Annotated in this window: 14 protein-coding genes and 1 tRNA gene; 11 read left to right on the top strand and 4 right to left on the bottom strand. The window is 65.7% G+C overall.

Features of this window, described 5'->3' with window-relative positions; translation table 11 throughout:
• The first annotated feature begins 5 nt into the window (after window positions 1-5).
• Complete coding sequence (locus tag DDE75_RS03920; protein ID WP_108501083.1) at window positions 6-3113, top strand: efflux RND transporter permease subunit; 3108 nt, start codon at window positions 6-8, stop codon at window positions 3111-3113.
• The gene (locus DDE75_RS03915; protein ID WP_108501082.1) at window positions 3113-4498 is read left to right on the top strand and encodes an efflux transporter outer membrane subunit; all 1386 of its coding nucleotides are present in this window, start codon (window positions 3113-3115) and stop codon (window positions 4496-4498) included. The genes DDE75_RS03920 and DDE75_RS03915 overlap by 1 nt, the downstream gene beginning before the upstream one ends.
• Window positions 4499-4594: 96 nt before the next feature.
• Here DDE75_RS03915 and DDE75_RS03910 read toward each other — a convergent pair.
• A tRNA-Leu gene (locus DDE75_RS03910) sits at window positions 4595-4681 on the bottom strand.
• Window positions 4682-4799: 118 nt separating this feature from the next.
• On the opposite strand from DDE75_RS03910, the gene lipB reads away from it, so the two are divergent.
• From lipB to DDE75_RS03890, 4 genes are all read left to right on the top strand, one after another.
• Window positions 4800-5450: a lipoyl(octanoyl) transferase LipB gene (lipB, locus tag DDE75_RS03905; protein ID WP_108501081.1), complete on the top strand. Its 651-nt coding sequence runs from the start codon at window positions 4800-4802 to the stop codon at window positions 5448-5450.
• Window positions 5451-5556: 106 nt separating this feature from the next.
• The gene (locus DDE75_RS03900) at window positions 5557-5997 is read left to right on the top strand and encodes a c-type cytochrome (RefSeq protein ID WP_108501080.1); all 441 of its coding nucleotides are present in this window, start codon (window positions 5557-5559) and stop codon (window positions 5995-5997) included.
• Window positions 5998-6183: 186 nt separating this feature from the next.
• Entirely contained in the window at window positions 6184-7860 is a 1677-nt protein-coding gene (gene ctaD / locus DDE75_RS03895) for a cytochrome c oxidase subunit I (RefSeq protein WP_108501079.1), read from the top strand.
• 13 nt (window positions 7861-7873) lie between these two features.
• Window positions 7874-8371: a DUF2244 domain-containing protein gene (locus tag DDE75_RS03890; RefSeq protein WP_108501078.1), complete on the top strand. Its 498-nt coding sequence runs from the start codon at window positions 7874-7876 to the stop codon at window positions 8369-8371.
• A 34-nt stretch (window positions 8372-8405) separates the two neighbouring features.
• Here the strand turns inward: DDE75_RS03890 and DDE75_RS03885 are convergent, their stop codons facing one another.
• The gene (locus DDE75_RS03885; protein ID WP_108501077.1) at window positions 8406-8594 is read right to left on the bottom strand and encodes a DUF3008 family protein; all 189 of its coding nucleotides are present in this window, start codon (window positions 8592-8594) and stop codon (window positions 8406-8408) included.
• Window positions 8595-8636: 42 nt separating this feature from the next.
• Window positions 8637-9098 (bottom strand): GatB/YqeY domain-containing protein, encoded by a 462-nt coding sequence (locus tag DDE75_RS03880; RefSeq protein WP_108501076.1) that lies wholly within the window; start codon window positions 9096-9098, stop codon window positions 8637-8639.
• 155 nt (window positions 9099-9253) lie between these two features.
• On the opposite strand from DDE75_RS03880, the gene carA reads away from it, so the two are divergent.
• Entirely contained in the window at window positions 9254-10402 is a 1149-nt protein-coding gene (carA, locus tag DDE75_RS03875) for a glutamine-hydrolyzing carbamoyl-phosphate synthase small subunit (RefSeq protein WP_108501075.1), read from the top strand.
• Between the two features lie 116 nt (window positions 10403-10518).
• Complete coding sequence (locus DDE75_RS03870; protein ID WP_108501332.1) at window positions 10519-12615, top strand: glycosyltransferase family 2 protein; 2097 nt, start codon at window positions 10519-10521, stop codon at window positions 12613-12615.
• A 4-nt stretch (window positions 12616-12619) separates the two neighbouring features.
• Here DDE75_RS03870 and DDE75_RS03865 read toward each other — a convergent pair whose 3' ends face one another.
• Window positions 12620-15400, bottom strand: coding sequence for a [protein-PII] uridylyltransferase family protein (locus tag DDE75_RS03865; protein ID WP_108501074.1), 2781 nt, complete (start codon window positions 15398-15400; stop codon window positions 12620-12622).
• A 211-nt stretch (window positions 15401-15611) separates the two neighbouring features.
• Here DDE75_RS03865 and DDE75_RS03860 point away from each other — a divergent pair, with 211 nt between their 5' ends.
• The 3 genes from DDE75_RS03860 to ilvN all read left to right on the top strand — a co-directional run bounded on the left by DDE75_RS03860 (window position 15612) and on the right by ilvN (window position 18967).
• Window positions 15612-16451 carry an arginyltransferase gene (locus tag DDE75_RS03860; RefSeq protein WP_108501073.1) on the top strand — a complete coding sequence of 280 codons (840 nt, stop codon included), beginning with the start codon at window positions 15612-15614 and terminating at the stop codon, window positions 16449-16451.
• Between the two features lie 157 nt (window positions 16452-16608).
• Window positions 16609-18363 (top strand): acetolactate synthase 3 large subunit, encoded by a 1755-nt coding sequence (locus tag DDE75_RS03855; RefSeq protein ID WP_108501072.1) that lies wholly within the window; start codon window positions 16609-16611, stop codon window positions 18361-18363.
• A 43-nt stretch (window positions 18364-18406) separates the two neighbouring features.
• Window positions 18407-18967: an acetolactate synthase small subunit gene (gene ilvN / locus DDE75_RS03850; protein ID WP_108501071.1), complete on the top strand. Its 561-nt coding sequence runs from the start codon at window positions 18407-18409 to the stop codon at window positions 18965-18967.
• The last annotated feature ends 33 nt before the right edge of the window (window positions 18968-19000 follow it).

Genomic DNA, 19000 nt, shown 5'->3' with positions numbered 1-19000 from the left:
CGCGCATGGCACGTTTCTTCATTCACCGCCCCGTCTTCGCGTGGGTGCTGGCGCTGATCACCATGCTGGTCGGCGCGATCGGCCTGAACAGCCTGGCCATCGAACAATATCCCCAGATCGCACCGACCACGGTGCGCGTCAGCGCCGGATACACCGGCGCCTCGGCCGAGATCGTCGAGGCATCCGTCACCACCGTCATCGAGGATGCGATGACCGGTCTGGACGGGCTGACCTACATGACATCGTCCTCGACGCCGGGATCGACCTCGGTGTCGCTGACCTTCGACGACAGCGTCGATGCCGACATCGCGCAGGTGCAGGTGCAGAACAAGCTGCAGCTGGTGACGCCGCAGCTGCCCGACATCGTGCAGCAGAGCGGCGTGCAGGTGTCGCGCTCGACCTCCTCGATCCTGCTGGTGGGCGCGCTGACGGCGCCGAACGGCGAATATTCGTCGCTGGAACTGGGCGACCTGGTCGGCCAGCTGATCGAGGACCCGGTCAAGCGGACGCCGGGCGTGGGTTCCATCAACACCTTCGGGTCGGGCTATGCCATGCGGGTCTGGATGGATCCGATGAAGATGAACCAATATCAGGTGACCCCTTCGGACATCACCGCGGCCGTGGCGGCCCAGAACACCAATGTCACCGTGGGCGACCTCGGCGCGCAGCCGACGGTGGAAGGCCAGCGGATCACCATCTCGCTTTCGGCCCAATCGCAGCTGTCCACCGTCGAGGAATTCGAAAGCATCCTGCTGCGTGTCGATCCCGACGGATCGACCGTCTTCCTGGGCGATGTCGCCCGGATCGAGATCGGGCAGGAATCCTATGGCGGATCCTCGCGCCACAACGGCAACCCCGCCGCCGGTTTCGCCGTGAACCTGGCCACCGGCGCCAACGCGGTCGATACCGCCGACGCGGTCCGTGAAACCATTGCCGATCTGGAAAGCGCCCTGCCCGCAGGGGTCGAGGTCGTCTATCCCTACGACACCTCGCCCTTCGTCGAGGAATCGATCAATCAGGTCTATCACACCCTGGCCGAGGCCGTGGTGCTGGTCTTCTTCGTGATCCTGGCCTTCCTGCAAAGCTGGCGTGCCACGCTGATCCCCGTCATCGCCATTCCGGTCGTGATGCTGGGCACCTTCGGGGTGCTGGCGGCGGCAGGGTTCACCATCAACACGCTGACGATGTTCGCGCTGGTCCTGGCCATCGGCCTGCTGGTCGATGACGCCATCGTCGTCGTCGAAAACGTCGAACGCGTGATGGAGGAGGAGAACCTGGGCCCCGTCGAGGCCACGGAAAAGAGCATGGACGAGATCACCAGCGCGCTGGTCGGCATCGTGCTGGTCCTGTCGGCGGTCTTCCTGCCGATGGCCTTCATGACCGGGGCGACGGGGGTTATCTATCGTCAGTTCTCGGTCACGATCATCACGGCCATGGTGCTGTCGCTTGGCGTCGCCATCATCCTGACGCCCGCCATGTGCGCCAGCCTGCTGCGTCCGCGCAAGCATGGCGGCGGGATTGCACCCGCACGCTGGTTCAACCGCAACCTCGATCGTGCCACCAACGGCTATGGCGGCGTGGTGTCGCGGCTGATCAAGCGGCCGTTCCGCATGCTGATCGTGCTGGCCGTGATCACCGCCGGCGTTCTGGCGCTTTACGACCGCCTGCCCGGATCATTCCTGCCGGACGAGGATCAGGGCGTCGCTCTGGTCATCATCCAAGGCCCGGACGGGTCGACCACCCAGCAGACCAAGGCCTTGGTCGAGAAGGTCGAGAACTATCTGCTGAACCAGGAATCCGAGACCGTCGAGTCGGTCTTCGCAGCCCTTGGCTTCAGCTTCGGCGGCACCGGTCAGAACAACGCCATGCTGTTCATGAAGCTGAAGGAATACGAGGAACGCGAAGGCCACGACCTGCCCTCGCTGGTGAACCGTGCGAACGGCTATTTCTTCGGCACCAACCGCCAGGGCCAGATCTTCGTGCTGCAGCCGCCGGCGATCCAGGGGCTTGGCACCTCGTCGGGCTTCACCATGTACATGGTCGACCAGGCGGGCCAAGGTCAGGATGCGCTGATGCAGGCGGCCAACACGCTGGTGTCGAACGCCCAGGCAGACGGTCGCGTGACCAACCTGCGCGGCAACGAAAGCAAGACCCAGACCGCGCTGCGCCTGGACATCGACCAGCAGAAGGCCGCCGCCTTCGGGTTGTCGATCTCCGAGGTGAACTCGATGCTGTCGGTGATCTTCGCCGGGCGCGACGTGAACGATTTCGCGCTTGGCAACGACCTGCGGCCCGTCATCGTGCAGGGCGAGGCCGAGAACCGGTCCCAGCCCGACGACATCGACGGCTGGTATGCCCGCAATTCCGACGGCGAGATGGTGTCCTTCGGCGCCTTCTCGACCCAGGAATGGGAACAGGAACCCAAGGCGCTGGCACGCTATGGCGGCAGCCGCGCGCTGGAGCTGAGCGGCGCTGCCGTCCAGGGCCTGTCCTCGGGCGCGGCGATGGACGCGATGGAGGAGATGGTCGGCGAACTGGACGGCAATTACGCCGCCGCCTGGACGGGCCTGTCCTATCAGGAACGCCTGTCGGGCAACCAGGCACCGATCCTCTTCGCGCTGTCGGCGCTGGTCGTCTTCCTGTCGCTGGCAGCGCTTTACGAAAGCTGGTCGGTGCCGATCTCGGTCATGATGACCGTGCCCATCGGCATTCTGGGTGCCTTGGCCGCTGCGCTGTGGTTCGGACAGTCGAACGACGTCTATTTCAAGGTCGGCCTGCTGACGACCATCGGCCTTGCGGCAAGGAACGCGATCCTGATCGTCGAATTCGCCGAGGCCCAGGTCAAGGAGGGCAAGCCCCTGCTGGAGGCCGCACGCGTTGCCGCCCGCCAGCGTCTGCGCCCGATCCTGATGACCACATTCGCCTTCATGCTGGGCGTTCTGCCCTTGGCCATCGCATCGGGTGCCGGTGCGGGTGCGCAGAACTCGATCGGTATCGGCGTCCTGGGCGGCATGACCACCTCGGCCGTGATCGGGATCTTCCTGGTGCCGGTCTTCTATGTCGCCGTGCTGAAGATCCGCGGCCTGGTGACGCGAAAGGAAAAGACCTCGTGATGTTTCCACGCAAATCCCGCCTGGCGGCGCTGTCGCTGACCGCGCTGCTGACCATCTCGGGCTGTGCGGCGGTGGGGCCCGACCCCACCGACCTGCCCGACGCCAAGGTTCCCGCCAGCTTTGCCGAGGGCGAGGGTCAGGCCCCCGCCCAGGTGACGAAGACCGCCTTCTGGTCGAACTATCAGGACCGCGTGCTGTCGCAGATGATCGCCGAAGGACTGGGCAACAGCCTGGACATCCTGGCGGCCAACGAACGCATCCGCGCGGCCGAGGCCGACCTGCGCGCCACCACCCCCCTGGCCGCCCAGGTCACGGGCGAGGCCGCATCCGCCGGCCGCAGCCGCACCGGGGGTGACAATCAACCGACCGGCTATACCAGCACCGCGAACCTCTCGGCGGGCTTCGTCTTCGACCTCTTCGGCGGTGCCCGTCGGGCGCGCGAAGGGGCGGCGGCTGCCTATGCCTCGGCCGAGGCCGAGGCGCAGGTCACGCGTCTTGCCTGGCTGGCCGAGGTCATCAGCGCCTATTCCGACGCCCGCTTCTATCAGCAGGCGCTGGCGCTGACCCGCGACACGATCGAGGCGCGCGAAAGCACGCTGGAGGTCACGAACAACATGCTGTCGCTTGGTCTGGCGACCGATTACGACACCGCCCAGACCCAGGCCCTGCTGGAAACCGCCCGCGCCGATCTGCCGAACTACGAGGCGCTCTACAATGCCCAGATCTATCGCCTGTCGACGCTGCTGAACCAGCAGGCGAACGGGGTAATGGCGCGGATGTCGTCGGGGTCCTCGGCGCTGCGCACGCCTGCGGGACCGGGCACCGGCGTGCCGGCCGACCTGCTGCGCAACCGGCCCGACATCCGGTCCAGCCAGCAGGATCTGGTTCAGGCGCTGGCCGAAGTCGGCGTCGCCACGGCGGACATGCTGCCGTCGTTGTCGCTGTCGGGGTCCATCAGCGATGCGGCGGGGTCGAACAGCTGGGCCTTCGGCCCGCGCATCTCGCTGCCGGTGGCCAATCAGGGCATCCTTCAGGCGACCCGCGCGCGGCGGGTGTCCGAGGCCCGCTCGGCCGATCTGGCCTATCGCAGCCAGATCGCCTCGGCGGTCGAGGATGTGCAGCGCAGCCAGTCGAACCTGCGCCGCTATCGCCAGCGGGTCGCCACGCTGGACCGGGCCGCCGCATCATACGACCGCGCCTATTCGCTGGCCCGAACCAACTTCGAGGCCGGAGCCTTGGCGCTGGTCGACCTGCTGGACGCCGACCGCCAACGGGCCTCGGCGCGTCTGGCCGCGGCATCGGCACGCAACGATGCATCCAAGGAATGGGCCTCGCTGCAGATCGCCACGGGCGCGGGCGCGGCCGTCACGGCCATCGCGAACTGAGCGATCGGGGGCGGTGTCGCGCCGCCCCTGCATCCCGACAAACGAAAAGCGCCGCGCTGGATGACCAGTGCGGCGCTTTTTCGTGAAGGTAGCTCTTGGTGCGGCCGAGAAGACTCGAACTTCCACTCCGGTTAAGGAACAGCGACCTCAACGCTGCGCGTCTACCAATTCCGCCACGGCCGCATCTTGAGGTAAGCGCCTGATAGCCGAGCCATGCGGCAAAGAAAAGCGCTTTTTGCACCCCGCCCCAAGATGCCCGAAAGCCATTGACGAAAGCCCTCCGCCGCGCCACATCGACGCCATGGTGGAATGGATCATCAGCGACGGCCTGACGGGCCATGACGAAGCCGTGGCCTTCATGGAGGCCCGCGTCGCGGCCATCCTGGCGGGCGAGGCCGACGAATGCATCTGGCTGGTCGAACATCCGCCGCTCTACACGGCGGGCACCAGCGCCAAGCCGCAGGACCTGCTGAACCCGCGTTTCCCGGTGCATCCCACGGGGCGCGGCGGGCAGTACACCTATCACGGGCCGGGTCAGCGAATCGTCTATGTCATGCTGGACCTGAACAAGCGCGGCCGCGACGTGCGCGCCTTCGTCGCCCAGCTTGAGGCGTGGGTGATCGCGGCACTGGCCGAATTCGGCGTGACGGGACGGATCAGCGAAGGCCGCGTCGGTGTCTGGGTGCAGCGACCGGAAAAACCCGCCCTCTTCGACGGCTCGATGCACGAAGACAAGATCGCCGCCATCGGCATCAAGCTGCGCCGTTGGGTCAGCTTCCACGGCATCTCGATCAACGTCGAGCCGGACCTGTCCCATTACGACGGCATCGTGCCCTGCGGCATCAGCGGACATGGCATCACCTCGCTTGTGGATCTGGGGCTGCCGGTCGGGATGGACGATCTGGACAACGCCCTGCGCCAAAGTTTCAAGGCGACCTTCGGCCAAGGCTGATCAATTCTTTCGCTGCGACCTTTCGATAGGTGGATTTCCGGCCGCTCCTGCCTGTAGGGTCGGGGAGGAGACATGCCCGCGAAACGGGCCGAGCGAGGAAAACAACATGAAATCAGCCATTGTCGGCGCCTTCATCGGCGCGACCCTAGCCATTCCCGCCGTCGCACAGGATGCAGGCGATGCCGCAGCCGGCGAAAAGGAATTCCGCAAATGCCGCGCCTGCCACATGATCAAGGACGACGAGGGCACCGACATCGTCAAGGGTGGCGCCGTGGGTCCGAACCTGTGGAACATCATGGGCGCCAAGATCGCGTCGCAGGAAGGTTTCCGCTACGGTGACGGCATCCTGGCCGCAGCCGAGGCCAATCCAGACATGGTCTGGACCGAGGAGGAACTGATCGCCTATGTCACCGATCCCGGTGCCTGGGTGAAGGAAAAATCCGGCGATGACGGCGCGCGCAGCAAGATGACCTTCAAGCTGAACCGCAACCAAGCCGATGTCGCCGCCTATCTGACCAGCGTGTCGCCCGACGCCCCGTCCGAGTAAGCGCCCTCGTGCGGCAATCCGCCGCACCGGGGCCACCCCTCGCCCCTGCCGAGTGTGATATTCTGGCAGGGGCATGACAATCTGGCCACTGTGACGCATTGCCCGGTCATCACGGGTGGTCTAAAGAAAGCGTGATAATGCCGGTCTGCCAGGCCGGCTCGACGAGATCTTGCAGGGAGTTCGGGTATGGCAGACGCAGCCGCACACGGCCACGACGACCACCATGACACCCGCGGGTTCTTCACCCGCTGGTTCATGTCCACCAATCACAAAGACATTGGTATTCTTTATCTATTCACCGCTGCGCTGGCCGGTCTGATCTCGGTCAGCTTCACCGTCTACATGCGGATGGAGCTGCAGCACCCCGGCGTCCAGTACATGTGCCTTGAAGGTGCGCGTTTCATCGCGGATTCGGCACGGGAATGCACGCCCAACGGTCACCTGTGGAACGTCATGATCACCTATCACGGTGTCCTGATGATGTTCTTCGTGGTGATTCCGGCGCTGTTCGGCGGCTTCGGCAACTACTTCATGCCGCTGCAGATCGGTGCGCCGGACATGAGCTTCCCGCGCATGAACAACCTCAGCTACTGGCTGTATGTCGCGGGTCTGGCCCTTGGCATCGCATCTCTGCTGACGCCGGGCGGCAACCAGCAGCTGGGTTCGGGCGTGGGCTGGGTTCTGTACCCGCCGCTTTCGACCACTGAAGGCGGGTACTCGATGGATCTGGCGATCTTCGCCGTTCACGTGTCGGGTGCGTCGTCGATCGTGGGCGCCATCAACATCATCACCACCTTCCTGAACATGCGCGCCCCCGGCATGACCATGTTCAAGGTGCCGCTGTTCGCATGGTCGGTCTTCATCACCGCTTGGCTGATCGTCCTGGCCCTGCCCGTGCTGGCCGGTGCCATCACCATGCTGCTGATGGACCGCAACTTCGGCACGAACTTCTTCAACCCGGCCGGTGGCGGCGACCCGGTTCTCTACCAGCACATCCTGTGGTTCTTCGGTCACCCCGAGGTCTATATCATCGTGCTGCCCGGCTTCGGCATCATCAGCCACGTGATCGCGACCTTCTCGAAGAAGCCGATCTTCGGTTACCTGCCGATGGTTCTGGCCATGGCCGCGATCGGTGTTCTGGGCTTCGTGGTCTGGGCGCACCATATGTACACCGTCGGCATGTCGCTGACCCAACAGAGCTATTTCATGCTGGCGACCATGACCATCGCCGTGCCCACGGGCATCAAGGTGTTCAGCTGGATCGCCACGATGTGGGGCGGCTCGGTCGAGTTCAAGACGCCCATGCTCTGGGCCTTCGGCTTCCTGTTCCTGTTCACCGTGGGCGGTGTGACCGGCGTGGTTCTGAGCCAGGCGCCGCTGGACCGCGTGTATCATGACACCTATTACGTCGTGGCCCACTTCCACTACGTGATGTCGCTTGGTGCGGTCTTCGCGATCTTTGCGGGCATCTACTACTGGGTCGGCAAGATGTCGGGCCGTCAGTATCCCGAATGGGCCGGCAAGGTGCACTTCTGGATGATGTTCATCGGCGCCAACCTGACGTTCTTCCCGCAGCACTTCCTGGGTCGTCAGGGCATGCCGCGCCGCTACATCGACTATCCGGTCGAGTTTGCCTATTGGAACAACATCAGCTCGCTTGGGGCATATCTGTCCTTCGCCTCGTTCCTGTTCTTCTTCGGCGTGATGGCCTACACCCTGTTCGCAGGCAAGCGCGTGACCCAGAACAACTACTGGAACGAATACGCCGACACGCTGGAATGGACCCTGTCCTCGCCCCCGCCCGAACACACGTTCGAGCAACTGCCCAAGCGCGAAGACTGGGACCGCAACCCGGCCCACTGAGACAGATCCAACGATGCCATATCAATGGACACAGACGGCCCCGGATGATTCCGGGGCCGTTCTGCAAAGACTGACCCTCTGGCCACATCGGTCGCTGCCGCGAAAGGGCTTCGTCTGGTTCATCGGGACGACTGCCGCGCTGCTGTCACTGCCGATCATCGCCATGCTGGGCTCGCCCGTCCTGTGGGGGCTGCTGCCCTTCGGGGCCATCGTGGTGGCGGGGATCTGGTTCGCGTTGCAGCACAGCTATCGCACCGGCCAGACGCATGAGGAGCTGACGCTGGACAACCGGCGTCTGCGTGTCCGCCGCCTTGATCCGGGCAGGACGCCGCGCGATTGGGACACCAACAGCTATTGGGTGCGCGCGCAGATCCGCAAAGGCCCGGTCGAGGACTATCTGACCCTGACCGACGGCACGCGCGAGATCGAGCTGGGCGCCTTCCTGACCCCACCCGAACGCCGGGAACTGTGCCGCGAACTGACTCAGGCCATCGCCCGGGCGCGGCAATGAAGAAGGCGGGCGGAGTTTCCTCCGCCCGCCTTCTTCAGTCGTCCTCGACGTGATCGGGAAGATCGTCGTGGTCGGTCGATGCGTAATCCTCCAACTCATCCTCGGTCATGCTGTCGTACATGTCCTTGGACGCGCCTTGCAGGTCGCCGACCTTTGTTTCACCGCGCTTTGCGGAGAGCGCCGCGCCGGCGGCGCGTTGCTGGGCCTTGGATCGTGCTGGCATGGGTCACCTCCTGCCGTCAAACGCGCAAGGCCCGCACAGGGTTCACGCCAGCAGGCGATCCTTGACCGCCGGGCCCACGGCGCCGAAGTCCATCTGACCGGCGTGGCGTTCCTTCAGCGCGGCCATGACGCGGCCCATGTCGCGGATGCCCTCGGCGTTCAGGTCGCTGATGGCCTTGTCGATGGCGGCGCGGGTTTCATCGGCAGTCATCTGGCGGGGCAGGAATTCCTGGATGACGGTGATTTCATCTTCTTCCTTCGAGGCCAGCTCAAGACGACCGGCCTCCTCGTAGGCCTTGGCCGATTCCTGGCGCTGCTTGACCATGCGCGACAGGATCGCGATCAGATCGGCCTCGGTCAGGGCGCCGTCGCCATCCCCGCCACGGGCGGCGATCTCGCGGTCCTTGACGGCGGCGCCGATCAGGCGCAGCGTGGACAGGCGGGCGGTGTCGCGCGCCTTCATCGCTTCCTTCGTCGCGGCTTGCAGCTTGCTGCGCAGTTCCATGGTCCGGTCTCCGTTGCTGGCGCGGGATGCGCCGGAAAGCCTGCGATCTAGGCGCATGAGCGGCGCAATTCAAGCGCCCGTGACCGTTGCGGCGGGTTGACCTTGGAACCTGCGGACCTTATTCACCCCAAGATTTCAGATCCAGAGGTGCCGATATGGCTGTAAAACCGACTGCCTGCCTTGCGCTTGCCGACGGGACCGTATTCTACGGCCAGGGCTTTGGCGCCACCGGCGAAACCGTCGCCGAACTGGTCTTCAACACCGCGATGACCGGCTATCAGGAGATCATGACCGATCCCTCCTATGCCAGCCAGATCGTGACCTTCACCTTCCCCCACATCGGCAATACCGGCGTGACCACGGAAGACGACGAAGCGCAGGATCCGGTCGCCAGCGGCATCGTCGTGCGGTGGGACCCGACGCAATCGTCGAACTGGCGCACGACTGCCGAGTTGACCGAATGGATGGCCCGCAAGGGCCGCATCGGCATCGGGGCCATCGACACGCGCCGCCTGACCCGTGCGATCCGCCAGCAGGGCGCGCCGCATGTGGTGCTGGCCCATGACCCGGACGGCAATTTCAACATTGAGGCGCTGGTTGCCCGCGCCCGCGACTGGACGGGTCTGGTCGGGCTGGACCTGGCCAAGACGGTCAGCTGCGCCCAGACCTACAAGTGGGATGAGGGCACCTGGGAATGGGGCAAGGGCTTCGGCACCTCGCCCGAGGACAAGCCCTTCAAGGTCGTGGCCATCGATTACGGTGCCAAGCGCAACATCCTGCGTTCGCTGGTGTCGCACGGTGCCGATGTGACGGTCCTGCCCGCCACCGCCACCGCCGAGGAGATCCTGGCCCACGAGCCCGAGGGCATCTTCTTGGCCAACGGTCCCGGCGATCCGGCCGCGACCGGCGTCTATGCCGTGCCGATGATCCAGTCGCTGCTGGAAAAGGACCTGCCGATGTTCGGCATCTGCCTTGGCCACCAGATGCTGGCGCTGGCGCTTGGTGCCAAGACCATCAAGATGGGTCACGGCCACCACGGCGCGAACCACCCGGTGCGCGACGTCGAAACCGGCAAGGTTGAGATCACCTCGATGAACCACGGTTTCGCGGTGGATTCACAGACCCTGCCCGAGGGCGTGCTGGAAACCCATGTCAGCCTGTTCGACGGCAGCAACTGCGGCATCCGCATGGCCGACCGGCCGGTCTTTTCGGTCCAGCACCACCCCGAGGCATCGCCCGGGCCGCAGGACAGCATGTATCTGTTCAAGCGCTTCACCGACTCGATGCACGCGAGGCGTGCATAAGAGGTTGTTCCAAGGCCGCGCGGGGGACTGATCCCCGCGCGGCCCTTGCGCCTTAACCTTCCGTTAATCACATTCGTGGCATGACGAGGACGCTTCACGGGGAATCGTCCATGGCCATGCTTGCGCCTTTGCCACAGCCGGCAAATCTGAACGACGAAGGCGGCATCGTGCTGCGCGGTCCCACGATCGCACCGCGCACGCTGCGTCCCTTGGGGCAGATCCTGCTGGAAGACGGCGCCGTCGATCCCGCCGATCTGCTGAAGGCCACCGTCATCAGCCAGAAGCAGGGCCAAGCCTTGGGCCCCGTCCTGCTGGCGCAGCGGATGGTCCAGCCCGATGCCATGGCCCGCGCCCTGTCGCGTCAGTGGCGCACCACCGCCATCGACCCCGACCAGAGCCCCGCAGACCCGCGCCTGATCGACATCGCCGGTGCCGGCTTCTGCCTGACCCATGCCATCCTGCCGTGGCGGCGCATCGGCGGGGTGACATGGATCGCCACGGCCCGCCCCGAGGCGTTCGAGGCCCTGCTGCGCCGCCTGCCGCGCGAATTCGGCCACGTCCGCATGCTGCTGGCAAGCGAGGAACAGGTCCAGTCCGGCATCCTTGACTGGCGCCGCACCCGCCTGATCCGCGAAGCCGAGTGCCGCGTCCCCGCCGCCGAAAGCTGCCGCACCCAGAACCACGCCCGCACCGGCCAGCTGGCCTTTGCCTTGGCGCTGACGGTGCTGGCGGGGATCGTCTTCGCGCCGGTCCTGCTGGCCTGGGTGCTGACGGGTTGGGCGGTGCTGACGCTGCTGTCGCAATCGGCGCTGAAGCTGCTGGCCTTCACGGGCTTTCGTCGTGCGCGCAGCGAAAACCAGGAACTGCAGCAGGCCGTGGCACAGGGGCAGCTGCTGCCTTCGGACGTCGATGTGCCTTTGCCGATGATCTCGGTCATGGTGCCTTTGTTCAAGGAAAGCGATGTCGCGGGCAAGCTGGTCGGCCGCCTGGCCCGCCTGCAATACCCGCGCGAGCTGACCGACATCCTGCTGGTGATCGAGGCCAGCGACGATGTGACCGAGGCTGCCCTGCATGGCGTCACCCTGCCCCATTGGATCCGTGTCGTCCGCGTCCCCGACGGTCCCATCAAGACCAAGCCGCGCGCGCTGAACTATGCACTGAATTTCTGCAAGTCGCAGATCGTGGGCATCTGGGACGCCGAGGATCGCCCCGACCCCGATCAGCTGCACAAGGTCGCCCGCGCCTTCCATTTCGCGCCCGCCGATGTCGCCTGCCTGCAAGGGGCGCTGGATTTCTACAACCCGCGCACCAATTGGCTGGCGCGCTGTTTCACCATCGAATACGCCGCATGGTTCCGTGTTCTGCTGCCCGGTGTCGCCCGTCTGGGGCTGGTCGTCCCCCTGGGCGGAACGACGCTGTTCTTCCGCCGCAACATCCTCGAGGAAGTCGGCGCTTGGGACAGCTGGAACGTCACCGAGGACGCCGATCTGGGCGTCCGCCTGAACCGCCGCGGCTATCGCACCCGGATCATCGACACGACCACGGATGAGGAAGCCAACTGCCGCGCCATGCCTTGGGTCAAGCAGCGGTCGCGCTGGCTCAAGGGCTATGCCCTGACCTGGGCGGTCCATATGCGCAACCCGATGCAGCTGCACCGCGACCTGGGGGCATGGCGCTTCTGGTGGTTCCAGGTCCAGTTCTTCGGCGCGGTGTCGCAATACCTGCTGGCCCCGGTCCTTTGGAGCTTCTGGCTGCTGAGCCTCGGCCTGCCCCACCCCCTGCGTGGCCCACTCGAGGCTTTGGGCACATGGGCCGTGCCCGCGCTGTTCACCCTGTTCGTCGCCTCGGAACTGTTGTCGATCTTCGTGGGCATGCGGGCGGTTAGCGGGGCCAAGCATCGGCATCTGCTGGCCTGGGTGCCGACGCTTCACCTCTATTTCCCGCTTGGCTGCCTGGCCGGATGGAAGGCCATCTGCGAGGTGGTGACCAAGCCGTTCTACTGGGACAAGACCGCCCATGGGCTGTTCGTCGAGGCCACAGACATGCCTGCACCGGCCCTGCCCGCCGGGTTGGTCTCGATCCCGGTTCTGGGCCAGATCGGCGGCAGGACCCTGTCCGAGGTTGCCGCCGACCTTCAGACCAGCGCCGAACAGGCCCGCCCCGAGGTCGCCGCATCCGCCCAGCCCGCCGAACGGAACGTGGCGGCGGGATAGGTCGCTATTTCGGCACCTGCGCATCGATCAGGGCGCGGGCGCGGGCGACCAGATCGCGGATACGGTCTGTGATGGTGTCGCAGTCGGGGGCATCAAGCTCTCGCAGCAGGAACTCCTGCGCGCCGCGCCCGATCTCGGCACTGTCCAGCGGGCGGTCGGTCAAGAGCCGACCTGCCGCATGCAGCCGCCAGAAGACCCGCCATGCGGATGACAGCGTCTCGGCCTCGGATGGGTCCAACAGTTTGTTGCGCTTGCCCGCCCGCAGCTGCGCCAAGGTGCCCCGCGCCGGATCGCCTGCCCGCAGCGCGCAAGCCTGCGCCAGCAGATCGATATCCTGCAAGCGCCCCGGACCGTTGCGGACGTCCCAGGGTCCGGCCTCGGGTTTGGCGGCGAACAGCCGCGCGCGCATCTGCGCCAGATCGGGCATGACCCGCGGGTCGGTGCCGCGCTGGCGCAGGACCTGCATGCGCAACACTTCCAGTTGATCGGCCAAGGCCGGGGCATCCGTGCCGGTCCAAGCCACGACGCGGGCGCGGGTCAGGGCCAGATGTTCCCATGTCCACGCCTCGGAGATCTGATAGGCCTCGAAGCTCTGGACCGAGGTCGCGACCGGCCCCTGCCGCCCCGAGGGCCGCAGCCGCATGTCGACCTCATAGAGCCGCCCCTCGGCGGTGGGGGCGGAAAGCGCCGTGACCATCGCCTGTGTCAGCCGCGCGTAATAGGGACGCGCCGCCAGCGGTCGCGGACCATCCGAGGCATCGACCCCATCGGCATCATAGATCACGATCAGGTCCAGATCGGACCCCGCGTTCAGCATCCGCGCACCAAGCGACCCCATCCCCAACACCACGCCCCCCCGCCCCGGAGCAGGACCATGCTTTCGCGCGAATTCATCCGCCGTGACGGGAAACAGTGCGCTAACGCAGGCACCGGCCAGATCGGCGTATTGACCGGCAACCTCATCGGCGTCGATCAGCCCGCGCAGGTGGTGCACGCCGATGCGGAAGTGCCATTCATGCGCCCAACGCCGCGCGGCATCCAAAGCCGCCTCGTATCCGCCCGTGGTCACCGCGTTCCGCAGCACCTGTTCCAATTCGGCGCGCAGACCAGCCTCCTTTGGCCAGGGGGCGAAGAAGCTGCCGCCCAGCACCGCATCCAGAACCGCCGGATGTTGCGCCAGATAGGCAGCCAGCGCGGGGGCGGTGCCGCAGATGTCCACGATCAGGTCGATCAGCTGGGGGTTGGCCTCGAAGAGCGAAAACAGCTGAACGCCAGCGGGCAGTCCCGCCAGAAAGCTGTCGAAACGCGCCAAGGCCTCGGCGGGGTGGCTGGCGCGGGACATGCGGTCCAGCAGAGGCACCTCGATCCGGCGGAAGATCTGCAGGGCGCGGTCGGACCGCAGCGCCGGATAGCCCTGCCAGCGGTCGATGATGGCCTGCGATTCGGGGGACAGATCGGGACGCTTGGCCTTGACCTCATCGGGGGCGAAGAATTCCTCGGTCAATTCATGGACGCGGGCAAGGCGGGTCTTCAGCGCCGCCTGCCATGCCTCGGGGTCGTCGGATCCCATCAGGGCGGCGACCACCCGCAGGCCGTGGTCGTCCTTGGGCAGGCTGTGGGTCTGGGCGTCGTTCACCATCTGGATGCGGTGTTCGATGTCGCGGTGCTGGCGATAGTGGTCGGTCAGCTCCTGCGCGACATCGGCGGGGATCCAGCCTTTTTCGGCCAGGGCTGCCAGACCGCCCACCGTGTCGCGGACCCGCAGGTCGGGGTCGCGACCGCCCGCGATCAGCTGGCGGGTCTGGGTGAAGAACTCGATCTCGCGGATGCCGCCCTGTCCCAGCTTGATGTTGTGGCCGGGAACCTCCAGCCGTCCGCCCAGGCTCTTGTGGTCGCGGATGCGCAGACGCATGTCGTGGGCGTCCTGGATGGCGGCGAAATCCAGATGCTTGCGCCAGACGAAGGGACGCAATTCGCGCAGGAAGCGCTCGCCCGCCGCAATGTTTCCCGCCGCCGCCCGCGCCTTGATGAAGGCGGCGCGTTCCCACGTCCGCCCCTCGGCCTCGTAATAGGCAAGCGCGGCGGCGGTCGAGATGCAGACCGGCGTGACGGATGCATCGGGTCGCAGCCGCAGGTCGGTGCGGAAGACATAGCCGTGCTCCGTCACATCCGACAGGGTCGCGGTCATCCTGCGGGTGGCGCGGATCAGGGCGGCGCGGGCCTCCATCTGGTCGACCTCGGCATAGGCGGTTTCATCGAAGAGCACGATCAGGTCGATGTCCGAGGAATAGTTCAATTCCCCCGCGCCGCCCTTCCCCATGGCCAGCGCGAAGATGCCCCCCGCATCGGCGTCGGTGTCGGGCAGTTTCCCGCGCCGGACCTCGGTCGCGACATGTGCGCGCAAAGCCAGATCGACGGCGCGATCGGCCAGATCCGACAGCGCCTGCGTCACCTGCGCCAAGGGCCAGACGCCGCCCAGATCGGCCAGCGCCGCCTGCAACGCCACCCGCCGCTTGGCGCGGCGCAGCGCCACGCCCAGATCATCGGGCGACAGATCCTGAAACCCCGCCGTTTCGCGGGCGACCACATCGTCGTGGTCCAGCGCGGCGGGCAGCCAGTCGGCCTCCTGCCGGATCAGCCCGGCCAGATAGGGGCTGCTGCCCGCCACCCCCGCGATCAGGTCGCGCAGGCGGGCGGGCGCGTCGGGAAACAGCGCCGCCGCATCCTGCGCGCGGGCGGGATCGACGGGCAACGGATGGCGGGTGATGCGGTCGCAAAAGCTCATGCCTGCCACCTTAGCGGGCGGCCTTGCCGCGTCAACGCGCCCCGACGCGGCCAACGGCACGGCAGACGGAACCGGACGGGTCTTTCCATGCTTGGCCTGTCACGCAAAGGTTGCTAGGCTTCGCACGACCCTGACACAAACGCCACACCGGATATTGCAAGATCCGCATGACCAGCCCTGACCCGATCAGCTGCCGCAAGGGGCGCGTGTGATGCGTCATACCCTGCCCCATGCGCCCCAATTCTATGTAACGGCGCCGCAGCCCTGCCCTTACCTGCATGGCCGCGCCGAACGGAAGCTGTTCACCGCCCTGCAGGGCGACAACGCGGCCGAGCTGAACAACGCCCTGTCGCGCCAGGGCTTCCGGCGGTCGCAGAACGTGCTCTATCGTCCCAGCTGCGAAAGCTGCGTGGCCTGCATGTCGGCGCGGATCCGCGTGGCCGATTTCACCCCCAACCGGACGCAGCGCCGCATCCAGCGACGCAATGCCCCCTTGCAGCGGCTGGCCACCAGTGCCTGGGCCACCGAGGAGCAGTTCGACCTGTTCCGCCGCTATCTGGACCGCCGCCACGCCGATGGCGGCATGGCCGACATGGATATCTTCGAATTCGCCGCCATGATCGAGGAAACCCCGATCAAGACCCGCGTCATCGAATACCGTTGCGGCTCCGACGATCCGCATCGCATGGTCCGCGGCGACGAACATCTGGTGGCCGTCTGCCTGACCGACGTGCTGGATGACGGGCTGAGCCTTGTCTACAGCTTCTATGATCCGGGCTTCCGTCCGGCCAGCCTGGGCACCCATGTGATTCTGGACCATATCGAGATCGCGCGCGCCGCCGGGCTGCCCTATGTCTATCTGGGATATTGGGTGCCGGGCAGCCGCAAGATGGACTACAAGGCCCGCTTCGACGCGCTGGAAATCTACAAGGGCGGCGTCTGGCAGGACATCGGCGACCCGCAGGACCATTCGAACGAGGCCCATCCCCTGTCGGTCGACCCGATCGTCGAGCAGGTCGCCCGCATCGCTTTGCCGCAATTCGACCGATAGCGCCCGACAAGTCGCGAAACAAAATTACAAAACCAAGCGCGACTGCGTCACTTTATCCGCCGAACCCCATTGACCCCGCCCTGCCCCGATCCTAGTTTGCGCCGACGCGGGGGCCACTTCCGGCCCGCGTGAGAAGCATTTTTGATGGAGCAGAACGATGTCCCGAATGATGACGGGTGCGAGAATGGTGGTCGAGGCGCTGCGCGATCAGGGCGTCGATACCGTATTCGGCTATCCGGGCGGGGCCGTCCTACCCATCTATGACGAGATCTTCCAGCAGAACGACATCACCCATATCCTGGTCCGCCACGAACAGGGTGCCGTCCACATGGCCGAAGGCTATGCCCGCGCGACCGGCAAGCCCGGCGTCGTGCTGGTGACATCCGGTCCCGGTGCCACGAACGCGGTCACGGGTCTGACCGATGCACTGCTGGATTCGATCCCGCTGATCGTGCTGTCGGGCCAGGTCCCGACCTTCATGATCGGCACCGACGGTTTCCAGGAGGCCGACACCGTCGGCATCACCCGCCCCTGCACCAAGCACAACTGGCTGGTCAAGGACACGGGCAAGCTGGCCGAGACGATCCACAAGGCGTTCCACGTCGCAACCTCGGGGCGTCCGGGACCGGTGCTGGTGGACATCCCCAAGGATGTGCAATTCGCCAGCGACCTCTATGTCGGGCCCAAGCAGGTCGACAACGGTCCCTATCAGCCGGTCAAGAAGGGCAACCTGGATGCGATCACCCGTCTGGTCGAGATGATCGAACAGGCCGAACGCCCGATCCTCTATACCGGCGGCGGGGTCATCAATTCGGGTCCGGGCGCCAGCCAGCTTCTGCGCGAACTGGCCGAAGCGACGGGCTTTCCCGTGACCTCGACCCTGATGGGACTGGGCGCCTATCCGGCCTCGGGCAAGAACTGGCTGGGCATGCTGGGGATGCATGGTCTCTACGAGGCGAACCTGGCGATGCATGGCTGCGACCTGATGATCAACATCGGCGCGCGCTTCGACGACCGCATCACCGGCCGCATCGCCGATTTCAGCCCCAACTCGGTCAAGGCGCATATCGACATCGATCCTTCCAGCATCAACAAGGTCGTGCAGGTCGAACTGCCGATCGTCGGCGACGTCGGCCATGTTCTGGAGGATCTTCTGAAGGTCTGGAAGTCGCGCGGCCGCAAGCTGAACAGCGCGGGTCTGAAGAACTGGTGGGGCCAGATCGACGAATGGCGCGCCAAGAAATGTCTGGCCTATCGCGGCAGCGACACGATCATCAAGCCGCAGCACGCGCTGCAACGCCTTGAGGCGCTGACCAAGGGGCGTGACCGCTATATCACGACCGAGGTCGGCCAGCACCAGATGTGGGCCGCGCAATATCTGGGGTTCGAGGAACCGAACCGCTGGATGACCTCGGGCGGGCTTGGCACGATGGGCTATGGCCTGCCGGCATCGGTCGGCGTTCAGGCCGCCCACCCCGAGGCGCTGGTCATCAACGTGGCGGGCGACGCCAGCTGGCTGATGAACATGCAGGAGATGGGCACCGCCGTGCAGTTCCGACTGCCGGTCAAGCAGTTCATCCTGAACAACGAACGCCTCGGCATGGTCCGCCAGTGGCAGCAGCTGCTGCACGGCGAACGCTACAGCCAGTCCTGGTCCGACAGCCTGCCCGATTTCGTCAAGCTGGCCGAGGCCTTCGGTTGCAAGGGCGCGCAGGTCAGCGACCCCAAGGATCTGGACGACGCTATCCAGCAGATGATGGATTACGACGGCCCCTTCATCCTGGACGTGCTGGTCGAGAAGCACGAGAACTGCTTCCCGATGATCCCCTCGGGCAAGCCGCACAACGAGATGCTGCTGGGCGAGGCCGAGACCCTTGGCGTGATCGAATCGGAGGGTGCGGTGCTGGTGTGATCCGCACCGCCGTCATCCGCGCTGAAACAGGAAGGGCTTTGCCATGAACGCTTTGAACATCCAGAAGGGCATGTCCAGCCATTCTGCCTATGACCTGAAGGACCCCAACGGCCAGATCGAGGAAAGCCACACGCTGGCGATCATGGTCGAGAACGAACCGGGCGTGCTGGCCCGCGTGATCGGCCTGTTCTCCGGTCGCGGCTACAACATCGACAGCCTGACCGTGGCCGAGGTCGATCACCAGGGCCACCGCTCGCGCATCACGGTGGTGACGCGTGGCACGCCCGCCGTGATCGAACAGATCAAGGCGCAGCTGGGCCGCATCGTCGTCGTCCACGAGGTTCACGACCTGACCGTCGAAGGCCCCGTCGTGGAACGCGAGCTTGGCCTCTTCAAGGTCAAGGGTCAGGGCGAAAAGCGGGTCGAGGCCCTGCGCATCGCCGAGATCTTCCGCGCCAATGTGGTCGATTCGACGCTGGAGAGTTTCGTCTTCGAACTGGTCGGTCCGGTATCCAAGCTGGACGCCTTTGCCGAACTGATGCGCCCGCTTGGACTGATAGATCTGGCCCGCACCGGGCTTGCGGCGCTGTCGCGCGGGGTCTGACAAGAAAGGCTCGGACCGATCGGGTCCGAGCCT

The organism is Paracoccus indicus, assembly GCF_003056335.1.
Taxonomy (GTDB): Bacteria; Pseudomonadota; Alphaproteobacteria; order Rhodobacterales; family Rhodobacteraceae; genus Paracoccus; species Paracoccus indicus.
The sequence above is the reverse complement of the archived record's forward strand: the minus strand, read 5'-3'. Positions and strand labels throughout refer to the sequence as shown.

Coding starts and splice junctions, on each gene's coding strand:
- lipB (WP_108501081.1), top strand. CDS start 4,800: ATGGTGGAATGGATCATCAGCGACGGCCTGACGGGCCATGACGAAGCC.
- ilvN (WP_108501071.1), top strand. CDS start 18,407: ATGAACGCTTTGAACATCCAGAAGGGCATGTCCAGCCATTCTGCCTAT.
- DDE75_RS03860 (WP_108501073.1), top strand. CDS start 15,612: ATGCGTCATACCCTGCCCCATGCGCCCCAATTCTATGTAACGGCGCCG.
- DDE75_RS03915 (WP_108501082.1), top strand. CDS start 3,113: ATGTTTCCACGCAAATCCCGCCTGGCGGCGCTGTCGCTGACCGCGCTG.
- DDE75_RS03855 (WP_108501072.1), top strand. CDS start 16,609: ATGTCCCGAATGATGACGGGTGCGAGAATGGTGGTCGAGGCGCTGCGC.
- DDE75_RS03890 (WP_108501078.1), top strand. CDS start 7,874: ATGCCATATCAATGGACACAGACGGCCCCGGATGATTCCGGGGCCGTT.
- DDE75_RS03865 (WP_108501074.1), bottom strand. CDS start 15,400: ATGAGCTTTTGCGACCGCATCACCCGCCATCCGTTGCCCGTCGATCCC.
- DDE75_RS03885 (WP_108501077.1), bottom strand. CDS start 8,594: ATGCCAGCACGATCCAAGGCCCAGCAACGCGCCGCCGGCGCGGCGCTC.
- ctaD (WP_108501079.1), top strand. CDS start 6,184: ATGGCAGACGCAGCCGCACACGGCCACGACGACCACCATGACACCCGC.
- DDE75_RS03900 (WP_108501080.1), top strand. CDS start 5,557: ATGAAATCAGCCATTGTCGGCGCCTTCATCGGCGCGACCCTAGCCATT.
- DDE75_RS03880 (WP_108501076.1), bottom strand. CDS start 9,098: ATGGAACTGCGCAGCAAGCTGCAAGCCGCGACGAAGGAAGCGATGAAG.
- carA (WP_108501075.1), top strand. CDS start 9,254: ATGGCTGTAAAACCGACTGCCTGCCTTGCGCTTGCCGACGGGACCGTA.
- DDE75_RS03920 (WP_108501083.1), top strand. CDS start 6: ATGGCACGTTTCTTCATTCACCGCCCCGTCTTCGCGTGGGTGCTGGCG.
- DDE75_RS03870 (WP_108501332.1), top strand. CDS start 10,519: ATGCTTGCGCCTTTGCCACAGCCGGCAAATCTGAACGACGAAGGCGGC.